This window comes from Pseudomonas graminis, from assembly GCF_013201545.1.
Taxonomy (GTDB): Bacteria; Pseudomonadota; Gammaproteobacteria; order Pseudomonadales; family Pseudomonadaceae; genus Aquipseudomonas.
Window position 1 is genome coordinate 3,041,306 of the sequence record NZ_CP053746.1, and the last position, 15,098, is coordinate 3,056,403.

General features: G+C 58.8%; 13 protein-coding genes. 7 read left to right on the plus strand and 6 right to left on the minus strand.

The genetic code is table 11. From position 1 onward, the window contains the following. Positions 1 to 132 precede the first annotated feature (132 nt). Both FX982_RS13635 and FX982_RS13640 read left to right on the plus strand, forming a co-directional pair. Positions 133 to 1,065 (plus strand): lipid A biosynthesis lauroyl acyltransferase, encoded by a 933-nt coding sequence (locus tag FX982_RS13635; protein ID WP_172611162.1) that lies wholly within the window; start codon positions 133 to 135, stop codon positions 1,063 to 1,065. Positions 1,066 to 1,084: 19 nt separating this feature from the next. Then, positions 1,085 to 2,317 carry a patatin-like phospholipase family protein gene (locus tag FX982_RS13640; RefSeq protein ID WP_172611163.1) on the plus strand — a complete coding sequence of 411 codons (1,233 nt, stop codon included), beginning with the start codon at positions 1,085 to 1,087 and terminating at the stop codon, positions 2,315 to 2,317. A 30-nt stretch (positions 2,318 to 2,347) separates the two neighbouring features. Here the strand turns inward: FX982_RS13640 and FX982_RS13645 are convergent, their stop codons facing one another. From FX982_RS13645 to FX982_RS13655, 3 genes are all read right to left on the minus strand, one after another. After that, a complete protein-coding gene (locus tag FX982_RS13645) occupies positions 2,348 to 3,202 on the minus strand; it encodes a pirin family protein (protein WP_172611165.1) in 855 nt (284 codons plus the stop codon). Between the two features lie 380 nt (positions 3,203 to 3,582). Then, positions 3,583 to 4,386, minus strand: a complete 804-nt coding sequence (locus tag FX982_RS13650; RefSeq protein WP_172611166.1) for an MlaA family lipoprotein — start codon at positions 4,384 to 4,386, stop codon at positions 3,583 to 3,585. Next, on the minus strand, positions 4,379 to 5,677 hold the full coding sequence (locus FX982_RS13655) for a serine/threonine protein kinase (RefSeq protein ID WP_065986875.1): 1,299 nt from the start codon (positions 5,675 to 5,677) through the stop codon (positions 4,379 to 4,381). Before FX982_RS13655 ends, FX982_RS13650 begins: the two co-directional genes overlap by 8 nt. Before the next feature lie 221 nt (positions 5,678 to 5,898). Here FX982_RS13655 and FX982_RS13660 point away from each other — a divergent pair, with 221 nt between their 5' ends. Then, positions 5,899 to 6,264, plus strand: a complete 366-nt coding sequence (locus FX982_RS13660) for a hypothetical protein (protein ID WP_172611168.1) — start codon at positions 5,899 to 5,901, stop codon at positions 6,262 to 6,264. Between the two features lie 606 nt (positions 6,265 to 6,870). Here FX982_RS13660 and FX982_RS13665 read toward each other — a convergent pair. After that, a complete protein-coding gene (locus FX982_RS13665; protein ID WP_172611170.1) occupies positions 6,871 to 8,469 on the minus strand; it encodes a glycosyl hydrolase family 17 protein in 1,599 nt (532 codons plus the stop codon). Positions 8,470 to 8,830: 361 nt separating this feature from the next. Between FX982_RS13665 and FX982_RS13670 the strand changes: the two genes are divergently transcribed. The 4 genes from FX982_RS13670 (at position 8,831) to FX982_RS13685 (ending at position 12,700) form a co-directional block, all read left to right on the plus strand. Then, complete coding sequence (locus FX982_RS13670; RefSeq protein WP_122537502.1) at positions 8,831 to 9,688, plus strand: glycine betaine ABC transporter substrate-binding protein; 858 nt, start codon at positions 8,831 to 8,833, stop codon at positions 9,686 to 9,688. A 219-nt stretch (positions 9,689 to 9,907) separates the two neighbouring features. Then, positions 9,908 to 10,219 carry a DUF485 domain-containing protein gene (locus FX982_RS13675; RefSeq protein WP_074890233.1) on the plus strand — a complete coding sequence of 104 codons (312 nt, stop codon included), beginning with the start codon at positions 9,908 to 9,910 and terminating at the stop codon, positions 10,217 to 10,219. Continuing rightward, positions 10,216 to 11,874, plus strand: coding sequence for a cation acetate symporter (locus tag FX982_RS13680; RefSeq protein WP_172611171.1), 1,659 nt, complete (start codon positions 10,216 to 10,218; stop codon positions 11,872 to 11,874). Before FX982_RS13675 ends, FX982_RS13680 begins: the two co-directional genes overlap by 4 nt. A gap of 556 nt (positions 11,875 to 12,430) precedes the next feature. Next, positions 12,431 to 12,700 (plus strand): hypothetical protein, encoded by a 270-nt coding sequence (locus tag FX982_RS13685; RefSeq protein WP_172611174.1) that lies wholly within the window; start codon positions 12,431 to 12,433, stop codon positions 12,698 to 12,700. Between the two features lie 563 nt (positions 12,701 to 13,263). Here FX982_RS13685 and FX982_RS13690 read toward each other — a convergent pair. Next, positions 13,264 to 14,388, minus strand: a complete 1,125-nt coding sequence (locus FX982_RS13690) for an IS481 family transposase (RefSeq protein WP_172611176.1) — start codon at positions 14,386 to 14,388, stop codon at positions 13,264 to 13,266. Between the two features lie 193 nt (positions 14,389 to 14,581). Next, entirely contained in the window at positions 14,582 to 14,740 is a 159-nt protein-coding gene (locus FX982_RS13695; protein ID WP_092410703.1) for a DUF3309 family protein, read from the minus strand. Positions 14,741 to 15,098 lie beyond the last annotated feature (358 nt).

Genomic DNA, 15,098 nt, shown 5'->3' on the forward strand with positions numbered 1-15,098 from the left:
AGCGGCTTGTCGCTAAAAGTGCCGAGACTTATAACGATAACGCCCGCCAGCCGCAAGGGAGGCGCAACCGACGGCGGCACGATCCGCGCGAACCGATGTAGAATGCCCGCCTTTGTCCTGACGGAAGCTGTAATGGATCGCCCGCGTTTTCGAGCTCACTTTCTTCATCCCCGCTTCTGGCTGCTGTGGCTGGGGCTGGGCTTGCTCTGGCTGATCGTGCAGTTGCCGTTTCGCGTGTTGCTGGTGATCGGTCGTGCTTTGGGCTGGGTCATGTATTACCAGGCGACCGATCGACGGGTGATCGCCGCGCGTAACCTCGAACTGTGTTTCCCACAGTATTCGAAAGCCGAGCGCAAACGCCTGCTCAAGAAAAATTTCGCCTCCACCGGCATCGCTTTTTTCGAGATGGCCATGAGCTGGTGGTGGAGCAAGCCCCGTCTCGCGCGGCTGGCGCACATCGAAGGCCTGCATCATTTAAAGCAGGCGCAGCTGGACGGCCATGGCGTCATCCTCATGGCGCTGCACTTCACGACACTGGAAATCGGCGCCGCCCTGCTCGGGCAGCAGCACACCATCGACGGCATGTACCGCCAGCACAAGAATGCGCTGTTCGATTACGTGCAGCGCCGCGGCCGCGAGCGCCACAACATGGATTCCATCGCGGTCGAGCGCGAAGACGTGCGCGGCATGATCAAGCAACTGCGCAAGGGCCGGGCGATCTGGTACGCGCCAGATCAGGACTACGGCGCCAAGCAAAGCATCTTCGTGCCGCTGTTCGGCATTCAGGCCGCCACCGTGCCGGCCACCAGCAAATTCGCCAAGCTCGGCCACGCCCTGGTGGTGCCGTTTACTCAGGAGCGCCTGGCCGATGGCAGTGGTTACAAGCTGGTGATCCATCCGCCCCTGAGCGACTTTCCGGGGGAGAGCGACGAGGCAGACTGCATCCGCATCAATCAATGGGTCGAGCGCGCGGTCACCGAATGCCCCGAGCAATACCTGTGGGCGCACCGGCGTTTCAAGAGTCGACCGCCGGGTGAGCCGAAGCTGTACAAGAAGCGTGGCTGAAACCAAGAGCTCAATCCCCATGACGACAAGCGCCACAGAACAACAAGCGGTGCGCCACGGCTCAGCCCTAGCCCCCGGCGTCGAGCCTGTCACCGGGCTGATTCTGTCCGGTGGCGGTGCCCGCGCGGCCTATCAGGTGGGCGTACTGGCCGGCATCGCTGACCTGCTGCCTGTCGGCGCCAAGAATCCTTTTCCGGTCATCGTCGGCACCTCCGCCGGCGCGATCAATGCCGTGAAGCTGGCCAGCGGCGCCGCGCAGTTTCGTACGGCAATCCACGAACTCACTGACTTCTGGCAGGGCTTTCGCAGCCATCAAGTGTTGCGCAGCGACTGGCTCGGCGTCGTCCGGCAGGCCGCGCGATTCTTCGGTCGCAGCCTGTTGGGCATCGGTCGCCAACAGGTCCCGGTGGCGCTGCTCAACAGTTCGCCGCTCAAGGACCTGCTGACCGCGCGGCTCAACCTCGACGGCATCGACGAAGCCATTGAAGCCAGGCATCTGCGCGCGGTGGCGATCACCGCATTCGGTTACGAGTCGGGGCAGGCGGTCACGTTTTATCAGGGCAAGGGCACGATCGATTCCTGGCTGCGGCATCGCCGGATCGGCCTGCCTACGCGCTTGACCATTGACCATCTGCTGGCCAGTTCCGCGATTCCGTTGCTGTTCGCGCCGGTGAAGCTGGGACAGGAATATTTTGGTGACGGCGCGGTGCGGCAATCGGCGCCGATCAGTCCGGCGCTGCACCTGGGCGCCAACCGCGTGCTGGTGGTGGGCGTCAGCGGCAACCCCCGTGGCCCTGGCGCAAACCCGCCCGTGCCGCGCGCGGTCCGTGGCGTGCAACCGAGTCTCGCGCAGATCGGTGGGCACATGCTCAACAGCACATTTATTGACAGCCTCGAAAGCGATATCGAACTGCTGGAGCGGCTGAACATCGTCAGCCGCATGCTGCCCGGGCCCGACGTGCCAAAGCCGCAGTCCTCAGACTCGACGCCCATTCAATCCCTGGCGCCGGTTGAGGTGCTGGTGATTTCGCCCAGCCAGCCCATCGACGAAATCGCCGCTCGCCATCGCCGCGAATTGCCGCCGGCGCTGCGCACGTTTCTGCGCGGGCCCGGTGCGACGAAGACCAGTGGGGCAGGGGTATTGAGTTATCTGTTGTTCGAATCGGGTTATTGCAGTGAGCTCATCGAACTGGGCCGCCGCGACGCGATGGCCCAGAAGGATGAGTTGATGCGGTTCCTGCAGTTGGAGTAGTTGCTCTGCCGAATGCCGGGTCCAGGGCGATCACGCCGTAAGCTTGTCATCCCGAAAATCCCGCAGGGCCTGTTCGATTTCTTCCCGACTGTTCATCACGAACGGGCCGTATTGCACGATCGGTTCGCCCAGCGGCTTGCCAGCGATCAGCAACACGCGTGCGCCCGCCTGGGTATTTAGCTGAATCTCACCGCTTTCCGACAATCGCGCGAGACGGCTCGTACCCAGTTTCTGTGGCTGTCCTGCGATCTCGACTTCACCTTCGTACACGTACAACAGCACGCGATGGCCCTCGGCGACGCGCGGGCTGATGAGGCTGCCGGCAGGCATGTGGAAATCGAAATACTGCGGCTCGGTGTCCGGACGCTGCACGGCGCCTGCCTGGGACGTGTGACCGTCGTCGAACTGTCCGGCGATGACCACGACCTCGACGCCGTTCTGCGTGGTGATGCGCGGAATGCGCTCGGGCTGAATGTCGTCGTAACCGGCGTCGCCCATCTTCGATTTGGCCGGCAGGTTGAGCCACAGCTGGAAGCCGCGCATGGCGCCTTTCTCCTGCTCGGGCATTTCGCTGTGAATCACGCCGCGCGCAGCGGTCATCCACTGCACGCCGCCGCCTTGCAGCAAGCCGACGTTGCCCATGTGGTCTTCATGGCGCATGCGACCTTCGAGCATGTAGGTCACGGTTTCAAAGCCGCGATGGGGATGGGGCGGAAAGCCGGCGATGTACTCGTCGGGGTTCTCGGAGCCGAACTCGTCGAGCATCAGGAACGGGTCGAAGGCTTCGATGCCGGGCCCGCCGAACACACGGGTCAGCTTAACGCCGGCACCGTCGGACGTCGGTTGGCCGGCCTGGATCGACAGCACTTTACGAAATGGGGGCATGGGGCTCACTCCGGCAAAAGGGGAATGGCGCCTATGGTAGGCCTGTTGAGGCGATGGATGGGTGACGTTTTTGCGGGGGAATGATCGGGTTTGGCGATGGATCTGGGGCTTGTTCCGGATACTGTCGGGGAGCCCCTTCATCCGAGCGCCGTAAGGTCGAGCAGCAAACATTGTCCATGTGGGAGCGAGCTTGCTCGCGAAGAGGTGTGAGCGGCCGCTAGATCTCCAGCGGCCGGACCACGCACTTGTAGGACTGGCTTTAGCCGGGAAAACGCCGGCATTAACACCACGAATGTGATGGCGTGCCGACGGGCCTCTTCCCGGCTGAAGCCAGTCCCACAGGTTCTGCTGCCGGCAGTGCCGGCAGCTTTCAGATCACGTTACTCGGACACCTGCAGCTTGCGGGCTTCGGTGTACACGTAACGGACTTTCTCGTACTCGAACGGCGAATCCATCTGACCGTAGCGGAAGCTGGTGGTGTAGCGACGGTCGATGGCGCGCAGCAGGTACAGCTCAGGGTGGTCTTCGCTGACCTGGGCAACGTTGAGGAAGTTGATCTGCGATTCAGCGGTGAAGTCGAAGACCAGGCCGCCGGTGTCACGCAGGTTCGATGGACCGAGGATCGGCAGCACCAGGTACGGGCCGGCCGGTACGCCATAGAAACCCAGGGTCTGACCGAAGTCTTCGCTTTGTTTCTTCAGGCCCATCAGGGTCGCCGGGTCCCACAGCCCGGCAATGCCCAGCGTGGTGTTGACGATCAGGCGGCCGGTGGTTTCCATCGAACGCTTGCCCTTGAACTGCAGCAGGCTGTTCAGCAGGTTCGGGACATCGCCCAGGTTGCCGAAGAAGTTGCTGACGCCGGTGCGCACGAAGCTCGGTGTTACGTATTTGTAGCCGTTGACCACCGGCAGGAACACCCACTCATCGAAGCGATAGTTGAAGTGGTAGACCCGGCGGTTCCAGGATTCCAGCGGGTCATAGACGTTCAGCGCGTTGAGGGACGAGCGCTCGAACTCCTGAGCATCCAGACCCGGGTTGAATTTCAGCGACTTCAACGGCTCGGTGAACCCGTCCGGGTTATCGATGCGTTGGACCGGGGCTGCCTGGGAAATGATCGGCGCGTCGGCCGCGTGGACGGCGCCAGCGCAGAGGAGGGCGGCGATAAGCAATAGACGTTTAGCCACGGAAAAACTCCAGCATGGCGTCGCTGTTGACGCGATAGTTCATGTTGCCGCAGTGACCGCCGTAAGGGTAAACGGTCAGGCGATCGCCAAAAGTCTTGCGCAGGAAACCGAGGTCGCCCGGGCCGAGGATCACGTCGTCGGCGTTGTGCATCACGGCGATCTTCTTGCTGCTCGCCAGGTAATCCTTCAGCGCGTACAGGCTGACCTGATCAACCAGTTGCAGCAGGCTGCCGCCGTCGGTACGGGCACGCCACATCGGGATAACCTGCTCGGTCACGTAGCAGTCGAAATCGCATTGCAGCGCGCGCTTGAGGAACGGCGTCAGGCTGGTGCCTTCGCTGATCGGGGTCTTCGGCGGGGTAATCAGGCCGCGACGGTTGATCAGGTCGGAGGTGAAGGCGATGTCGGCTGCAGAGAACCGGAACGAGGTGCCGATCAGCATGGCCATCTGTTCATTGGACAGGTGCTGCTTGGACTGCTGAAAGTCATACAGCAGCGCATCGTTCAGGTCGATGTAGCCTTTTTCACGGAAGTAACGGGTCAGCTTCTGCAGCACCAGTTCATAGAAGGTGGTGCTGTTGGTGATGCCTTTGACGTCGGTCTGCACCATCTTGTCGAGGTTGGTGATCGACGTGTAGAGGTTCACCGGTGGGTTGATCAGCAGCACTTTCTTGAAGTTGAAGCTGCGGCGGGTTTCGTCGAGTTTGCTGACGAACGCCGCATCCAGTGCGCCGAGGCTATAACCGGTCAGGTAATACTCGGTGACCTGCAGCTTGGACTGCTGGGCGCGAACGGCCTGCATGACGCGGTACAAGTCTTCGGCGTCTTCCTTGGTCACGCCCGGGGTGGCGAAACGTGAGGCGGCGCTCATGAAGTCGTAGCTGGTTGGCGACGAAAGCTGCACGACGTTGTAACCGGCGCCGTAGTACAGCTTCTTCAGGTATTCATTAAGGGTGCTGTTATAAGGCGCGCCGGTGCCGGCGATCAGGAAGATCAGGGGCGCAGGGTGGTCTTGTTTGGCGAGGCGGTAACGCAGTTTTTTCACGGCCCAGAAGTTATCCGGCAGTGTGAACTCGCGCTCCGGACGCATGGTGAGGCTGTAATCGTCCTGATCGATGTCGGCGTCTTCAGGCACCTTGGCACGCAAATCCGGTGGGGTCGTGGCGATGGTCGCTTCGAACGGATTGGTCAAGGGGAAGCCATAGCTGGACGGATCGATATCGACCGCCATCACGGACGCACTCAAAAACAGGCCGCCTGATAAGGCGGCGAGGCGCAGAAAACGAAGCATGACTGAATCCCTTGGGAATGATGTGCTGTTGAAATACGCAGGCTATGACACGGGTGTAGTGCCAAAGTGCCGTGACGGCAAGCGACTCTCGCATGACCCTCTTCGACGATACAGGTTATGGCACTTCTGACCTGTCCGCTCGTGCTTTTTATTGCCCGGATGGTTTTGTCCCGGCCGCTGCGGCTATGCTGCGCGCCGTTGGTTATTTTCTGGAGTGTGTCGTGTCCCGTCGTCTGCCGTTGGTGGTGCTGTTTTTCGTTCTGGCGCTGTGGCTCGCCGTCAGTTACGGCTTGCGTTACGGGCTGATGGAAGACGTGCAGTGGGTAGGAATCTGCGCGGACGAGGCGTCGAAATGGCAGTGCCAGTTGCGCTCGAACCTGGGCCTGTGGATTCACTTCGGTGTGTTCGGATGGGGCGCGCTGATCACATCGCTGATCGCGTTCTTTATTCCGCGTCAGGTCGGCCGAGCGCTCGCAGTCCTTGGCTTGCTGCTGGGGATATTGGCGCTGGTGCTTTACACGGCCAGTCTGGCGGTGTTCGCGGTGGTGATTGCCGGGTTGCGGCTGGTGCGCGCTCAGCAGGCTTGATTATGAAAACCGAGAACTGAACGCTAAATCTCAGGCAGCATAAAGGGGAGCCGAGGCTCCCCTTTAAATCGTTGCACGTGCTCTTTCTTATTGTTGTAGGGCGGTCTGTTGTTGTTATTGGCAACCGGTCCCTCTACAGCGTCTTCGGTGATCCCCATACGGGATACAAGAGCAAACGTATTTTTTTGAGCGCTGACCTGCTTTGATTCCTCTTCTGCGAGAGGTGATCCAACCCGTTCTGGCCGCTACCTGAGGGTAGTTTTATTATTCTCGGTCGGGCTGCGAGGCCGGGGCCTCGGTAAAGCGTTTCTACTCCAAAAAAATCTGTTGGCTGCGTCTCTGTGCCGTTGTTCTTGTTATGTCAGAGCCGATTCATCTTATTTTTATTGGGTTTTCACATTTTGTTCTTGTTATGCAGGAGATATAGCAGGGTGCGTGCCAACTTTTGCAATACGTTATAAATCAATGCCTTGCAGATTCCGATCAACTGGTACCCCTCCTGAGTAACGGATTTTTGTTTCCGTGTTACCCGCCTTCGAGCCTTTCAGTCCCTCGGCGGTAACACAATGTATCCGTCCCAACGCACACTCGGTTACACAGCATTGGCTACACAGCGTCAACAGTGCTCTGCTGCGCAGTGCTCCGCGCGTTTACAGGTGCGCCAATGCGCACGCTGCGCCACAGTGCCAGCGCCATCAGCACACTCACGGCCGCCCACGCCCAGGCCTGGGGATTGCTCAAGCCTTCGCGAAACAGCTGCGGCACGATGCCGGCGCCGACGATGAACATCAGCAGACCGATCTCTCGGCGTGGTGCCGCCACCGGGCGGATCAGGTAGACCAGCGCCGGCAGCCACAACGTTGCCGTCGCGAAGCTGCGGTAGCGCGGGTCAAAGACCATCGCCAGCATCATCACCGCCGCGGCGAACCCGCTGGCGTACAACCACCACCCGGCCCGAGCCTCCAGCCACACGAACACGCGCTCGCGCCAGCCTGCGCGGGCTGATAACGCCAGCGCGGCGTGGGCGAGCACCAGCAGATTCAGCGCCACCAGCGCCACTGCCCACAGGTATTCACCGGCGAAGCGGCTGGTCACCCGGGCCAGTTCACCCCAGGTGCCGATGCAGCAACCGGCGAACGCTGCCAGCAACGGCAGCATCAGCGCGCTGCGTGCGTGACTGACACGACCCGCCCACGCCAGCGCCATCAGGGCGATCGCGCCACTGACCGTCAGCCAGGATGGCCACAGCGGCAGGTTCGACACCGGTCCGGCCAGCACGCCTTTGTCCTGGCGATCCGCATCGAACAGGCCCCAATAACCGCCTACCGCGCCTTCGGACTGGCGCTTCCACGGCTGGTCGAACGCCTCGATCAGGTTGTAATGCCAACCGTGCTGCTCGGCCATCGCGACGAAACTGCGAATGAACTTGGCCTCGTTGACCCGGCTGGGCAGCGCGGTTTCACGCTGACGGCCTTCGCTGGGCCAGCCGGTCTCGCCAATGAGAATGTCCTTGGGCGCGAATTGCTTGCCGAACGTTTCACGGATCTGCGCGACGTGGGCCAGGGCCTTGTCGATGCCGGTGGGGTCGTCTTCCCAGTACGGCAGCAGATGGATCGTCAGGAAATCCACAACCGGCGCGACTTCCGGGTATTGCAGCCAGTATTCCCAGACGTCTGCATAAGTGACCGGCTGTTTGACCTGCGCCTTCACCTGACGAATCAGCGTGGCCAGTTGAGCGCCGGTGACTTCCTTGCGCAACAGGCTCTCGTTACCGACGATCACCGCCGTCACCACATCCGGGTGGGTATTCGCGGCCGTCACCAGTGCCTTGATTTCCTTGGCGGTGTCGACCGGGTTGCCGTTGACCCAGGCACCGAGCATCAGCTTGAGGCCGTACTTGCGAGCGATGTCGGGAATCGCCTCCATGCCGGTCATTGAATAGGTGCGCACGCAGTCGAAGCGCGTCGCGAGGAGCGCCAGGTCAGCATCCATCCGCGCGGGGCGCAGGGTGAAGGGCTGGTCGAACGGGGACTGGTCTTTGTCGAACGGCGTGTAGGACGCGCATTGCAGTTTGTGGGTCGGCGTGGCGGCGTCCGGCAGCATCACCGGCTTGCCCAGCCAGTACCAATAGCCGCACAGGCCAAGCAGGGCAATCACACAGGAGAAAAGATAAAGAACGACAGGCGAGCGGGAGGGTGCGGACATGATGGGGCCGAATTGGGGCAAAGGTCGGCATAGTAGCAAGATGACGCAGTTACACACCTCATCCTCTCGGCGCTTTTGCACACCATGCAATTTTCGGACGGTTTCATAGCCTCTTTACGACCTGGCTGTCGTTGATGGCGCGGTGATGTCGTTTACTGGGTGGCTGGGTGTCGCTGGCAGGAAAGGCACGAGGTGTATGGGGGTTGATGATCAATCGTCCACGCAGCGATTGCGTCTGCGCAGGCACGTGGTGGAAGCGTGAAACGCGTGGCTTGCCCCGAACCAGGGCGCAAGTGCGACGTTATAAGAACGTTAACGACGCCCGACCGCTGTCGGGCTCTGGACTACCGGGGAAGTTAAAATGACGATGCGAAAAATCCTGGGTGTCGGTGCCGCGCTGGCACTGGCCATCAGTTCCACGCTGGCCCATGCCGACGCCAAACCCGAGCTGAGCATCGGTTACGTCGATGGCTGGTCCGACAGTGTTGCCACCACCAACGTCGCCGCCGAGGTGATCAAGCAGAAACTGGGTTATCCGGTGAAGTTGCAGGCCGTTGCCGCCGGCATCATGTGGCAGGGCGTCGCGACCGGAAAGCTGGACATGATCCTGTCTGCCTGGCTGCCCGTCACCCACGGCGAGTACTGGACCAAGAACAAGGACAAGGTCACCGACTACGGCCCAAACTTCAAAGACGCGAAAATCGGCCTGATCGTGCCCGAGTACGTGAAAGCCAACTCGGTGGCGGACCTCAAGACCGACGAATCCTTCAAGAAGAAAATCGTCGGCATCGATGCCGGTTCAGGCGTGATGATCAAGACCGATCAGGCGATCAAGGATTACGGCCTCGACGGTTACAAGCTGCAGGCCAGCTCCGGCGCCGGCATGATCGCCGAGCTGACCCGCGCTGAGAACAAGAAAGAATCCATTGCCGTGACCGGCTGGGTACCGCACTGGATGTTCGCGAAATGGAAGCTCAAATTCCTGGAAGACCCGAAGGGCGTTTATGGTGCGGCTGAAACCGTCGACAACATCGGTAGCCTGGATCTGGCGAAAAAGGCCCCTGACGTTGCGGATTTCCTGAAGAAATTCCAGTGGGCCAACAAGGATGAAATCGGCGAAGTCATGCTCGCCATCCAGGACGGCGCCAAGCCTGAAGCGGCGGCCAAGGACTGGGTCGCGAAGCACCCGGATCGCGTGAAAGAGTGGACCGGTAAGTAATCCGTCACAAAGATTTAACGTCTTATCAAACCGCCTGGCGAGTCATCGCCCGGCGGTTTTTTATTGCCGCTACCTGTAGGCGCACTCAACCGCGGCTAAAAGAGGCAATCCCTCGAACATCAACTAATGTCGTTCTAATACTAAGGTCGTCTGGAGTGCAACGCAGAGCGGACTAAAGTGCAAACCGTGACATCCATCTGTGCTGCGAGGACAAAAACAATGAACGACAGCATTTACCTCTCGATTCAGAACAGCCCGCGCTTCAAGGAGCTGGTCTCGAAAAGGGAACGATTCGCCTGGATTCTCTCGGCAATCATGCTTGGGCTCTATGCCGCATTCATCCTTCTGATTGCGTATGGGCCTCAGATTCTCGGCGCCAAAATCAGCGCCACATCAACCATCACCTGGGGAATGCCGATCGGCGTCGGGCTGATTGTGTCCGCGTTCGTTCTGACCGCCATCTATGTTCGCCGCGCAAACGGTGAATTCGATGACCTGAACAACGCCATCCTGAAGGAGGCGCAGCAATGATCCGGCGCTTGCTTGCGGCCTTCGGCCTTGCCGCTTTCGCACCGACACTCTGGGCAGCCGACGCGCTGACCGGTGCGGTACAGAAGCAACCGTTGAACGTGTCGGCCATCGTCATGTTTGTGGTCTTCGTCGGGTTCACGCTTTACATCACGTACTGGGCGTCGAAAAAGAACAAGACAGCGTCGGACTATTACTCGGCAGGCGGCAAGATCACCGGTTTCCAGAACGGTCTGGCCATTGCCGGTGATTACATGTCGGCGGCGTCTTTCCTGGGGATTTCCGCGCTGGTCTACACCTCCGGCTACGACGGTCTGATCTACTCCATCGGCTTCCTCGTGGGCTGGCCGATCATCCTGTTCCTGATCGCCGAGCGCCTGCGTAACCTGGGCAAGTACACCTTCGCTGACGTGGCGTCCTATCGCCTCAAGCAGAAGGAAATCCGTACCTTGTCGGCCTGCGGTTCGCTGGTGGTCGTGGCGTTCTACCTGATCGCGCAGATGGTCGGCGCCGGCAAGCTGATCCAGCTGCTGTTCGGCCTGGACTATGCGGTGGCGGTGGTGCTCGTCGGTATTCTGATGTGCCTATACGTGCTGTTCGGCGGCATGCTGGCGACCACATGGGTACAGATCATCAAGGCGGTGATGCTGCTCTCCGGCGCGTCGTTCATGGCGTTGATGGTGATGAAGCACGTCAACTTCGACTTCAACGTGCTGTTCTCCGAGGCTGTGAAGGTTCACCCGAAAGGTGAGGCGATCATGAGCCCGGGCGGTCTGGTGAAGGATCCGATCTCGGCGTTTTCCCTGGGTCTGGCGCTGATGTTCGGCACCGCGGGCCTGCCACACATCCTGATGCGCTTCTTCACCGTGAGTGATGCGAAGGAAGCCCGTAAGTCGGTACTCTACGCGACCGGTTTCATCGGCTACTTCTACATCCTGACCTTCATCATCGGTTTTGGCGCGATCCTCTTGGTCAGCACCAATCCGGCGTTCAAGGACGCGGCGGGCGCGTTGCTCGGCGGCAATAACATGGCGGCGGTTCACCTGGCCGATGCGGTCGGTGGCAGCCTGTTCCTGGGCTTTATCTCGGCGGTGGCGTTCGCGACCATCCTGGCGGTGGTGGCAGGTCTGACCCTGGCCGGTGCATCGGCGGTGTCCCACGACTTGTATGCCAGTGTGATCAAGGCGGGCAAGGCCAACGAAAAAGACGAGATCCGCGTGTCGAAGTACACCACGGTGGCGTTGGCGGTCGTGGCGATCCTGTTGGGTATTGCGTTCGAAAGTCAGAACATTGCGTTCATGGTGGGCCTGGCGTTCTCGATTGCCGCGAGCTGTAACTTCCCGGTGTTGTTGCTTTCGATGTACTGGAAGAACCTGACCACTCGCGGCGCGATGATTGGCGGCTGGATGGGCTTGATCAGTGCGGTGGTGTTGATGATTCTGGGCCCAACGATTTGGGTGCAGATTCTGCATCATGAGAAGGCGATTTTCCCGTACGAGTATCCGGCGTTGTTTTCGATTGCGATTGCGTTTGTCGGGATCTGGTTTTTCTCGATTACGGATAAGTCGAAGGCGGCGGAGGGTGAGCGTGCGTTGTTCTTCCCGCAGTTTGTGCGTTCGCAGACGGGCCTGGGGGCCAGTGGTGCCGTGTCGCATTGATTTGAGGTAGTGCTGTGCGAAAACGCCCCGGTCTTCGGGGCGTTTTTGTTTTAAAAGCGCTTAAGATCAAGATCAAGGGCGTCTGCCTGGGGGCAGACGTTTCGCCTTCGGCGAGTTACTTGGAAAAGTCGAAAGTCGCACCATCCCCAACTAACCAAGGGTGCTTGCTCCTGGTTGGGCCCCTCCTGCGTCGGGGTTCCTTCACTCCGGTCTCGCTCCGTGGGCCCGCGCCGAACGGACATCCATGTCCGCAACGGCGCTCTCGCGGCATCCATGCCGCTCGGCCCACTGCGCAAGACCTGCGTTCAGCCTGCACCCAAGTCGCGATTGGTGTCGTCTGAACTTTCTGCGTAGGAAGATGAAGATCACAAGCGCGTCCGGTGTAGGACCGGCTTTAGCCGGGAAGGGGCCAGTTCACGCGTGGTTGAATCTGAGGCAGATATCATTTTTGCGTTCGGTGCTTAAAAAGATTGAACCGCTTTCAAGCCGCTTCGCCTAATGATCAGCGTGTGGATATTCCCACAGGCCTTGTGCTAATACCGGCACTCTTTGAGAGGTGGTTAACGTGGCTAAAGACGACAAGAAAACCAAAGGCGAAGCTTCGAAAGCCAGCAAGGACTTGAAAGACAAAAAGTCCTCACCAGAAAAGAAATCAGCGGCGGCATCGGCTCTTTCGAAGTCTTCCGAAAAGAAAGACACCAAGAAAGACACCAAAAAAGCAGCTGAGCCAAAGAAAGCTGCAAAGAAAGCTGATAGCAAGCCAGAGAAAGCCAAGAAATCAGACAAGGCAGAAAAGGCTGACAAGCCTGCAAAAAAGAAAAAGTGATGCCCGCTATCTGCTAGGGCGTTACGCCCTAGCTTCTTCAGAACGTCCTGTTCGGTTGCTGTAAATCCTCCCTCCCGCTGATCTCCTCAACGCGCAGTCGCAGTCGCAGCCGCTGATGGGTGAACGCACGTTTAGAAATTACGGTGTTCAAACCGGCCCCTTCCCGGCTAAAGCCGGTCCTACTCACAAACACCGCAAACACCGCATACGCCGGGTACACCGGGTACACCGGATACCGCCTATACCCGTAGACCGGCTTTAGCCGGGAAGCTCTTGATCTGCTTTTGATCTTCAAACGCAAAAAGCCCAGTCACCGCCAATCGCGACTTTGGTGCAGGCTGAACGCAGGTCTCGCGCAGTGGGCCGAGCCGCAGGGATGCGGTGAGAGCGCCGTTAAGACATGGATGTCCGTTCGGCGCGGGCCCACGGAGCGGGACCGGAGTGAAGGAACCCTGACGAAGGAAGGGCCCAACCGAGAGCAGGCACTTTTGGTTACTTTTAGTGCTTTTTGTATAGACCGGATACATCGTTTACGCCTGTGCGGGCACATCGTTTACACATCATCAGTCATAGTCCGGTTGGTTGATGTTGATCGTCCGCAGCAGGTGATGGCAGAAGTAGATCTTGAACAGCTCTTCGCTCTGCGGGTCGGGTCGTATTGCGATCAGTTGCCCAACAAGGCCTTTAGCGATGCTGAAGTAATGCTTTCGAAAGCGAAATCGGCTGTGATAGACCTTGGCTACTACGTCATCCGGCCCGTATTCAAACTCAGACAGTTGCTCGGGGAAGGCCCAAGGACTGGCCCGATATCGACTCATAGGGGCTTTGAGGCCTAGCGCTTCATGAGGTCGTTGGTGGTTATAGATCTCACGCCACCGGTCAAAGGCCGCTTGGGCGTCGGCAAGTGTGCAGTAGTGGCGTCCATTGAGAACCTCGGCTTTGAGTGAACGGTGGAAACGCTCCAGCTTGCCATTGGTTTGCGGATGGCGAGGACGGCTGAAGCTCACCCGAATGCCCAGGCGGACCAACCAGATGCTCAGTTCCGAGAGCTCTCCGGGATTTCTCGGCGAGCCCCAAGGCGCTCCGTTGTCCAGATTGAGCCTTGCAGGCAGGCCAAAATGGCGGAATATTTGGGTCAGTTTTTGCTGCACCGTGCCCTTTTGTTGATTGGCACAGGCCTCGATCGCCAAGTTGAAACGAGAGTGATCATCCAGCAATGTCAGTGGCTGGCAACGACCCTGCTGAATCGCAAAATGCCCTTTGAAGTCCATTTGCCAAAGATCGTTCGGCGCCTCGTGTTCGAAGCGTTTGCCTGACGCCTGCAGCAAATTCTCCGACGGCAAAATCAGTCCGTGCCGATGCAAAACGTTGGTAACCGTGCTGGGAGCAATGCGTTTATCCAGCAAATTACTAATCTTGCGTCCACCCCATGCTGGTTGATCCCTCCGAAGTTTTACAACCTCCGCTTCCAAATCAGCCTGGGTCAATTTTGGGTTGGAAAGCGGGCGCCGTGACTGCGCCTGCAAGCCTTGAACCCCATCCAGTTCAAAGCGTTTTAGCCACTTGTATGCCGTAGGAGGGCTGATACCGAAGCGTCGGCACAGCTCTCTTTTATTGCTGCCAGGTTGCAAAGCCAGTGCAACAAACTCAGTTTTCAGGCTCATGGCGTCTCTCGTATTCCAAGGCATGATGGCTTTCCGGCGAAGTGGGTACGCCAGAAAGTGTTAACCATGTCCCCGTACACGTGTAAACGATGTGTCCGGTCCGTACAGTGCTTTTTAAAAGTAACTCGCCGAAGGCGAAACAGTTCTGCACCAGCAGAACCACTTCCATAAAAAAACCGCGCCTAAGCGCGGTTCTTTTTTATGGCAGCTTTAGCAGTTAAATCCTGCCCAGCAACACCAATATCAGCAGGATCACCAGAATCGTACCGATAATGCCCGATGGACCGTAGCCCCAGCTCCGGGAGTGCGGAAATACCGGGAGCCCACCGATCAACAGCAGGATAAGGATGATGATCAGAATTGTGCCGATGCCCATGACGAGTTCCTTCTAGTGTTCTTGGAAGATGGCTATGCAGTTCAAGAGGTCGCCACTACGGCTAATCATTGTGCTGCTTGATGAATCCGACTGTCGCACTAATCAAAAGGTTCTGGACTTCAGAAATAAAAATTAACACCTCCAGAAAATACCATGGGAATCAAACGGTTGAGCGTTAAGAGTACGTCGTGATCTTTTCAAGCCCTGACTACAAAACGTGCGAAAAGTACCTCGCTTAGTGTGGAACCAAGCAGTAAGTAACGGGTCGCCGGATTCGATATTAGAGTTCGTCCTGCAAATACTAATCAGCTAAATGCACCCAAAAGAGTGATTAGCACTCAAAGCATTCGGTTTGCCT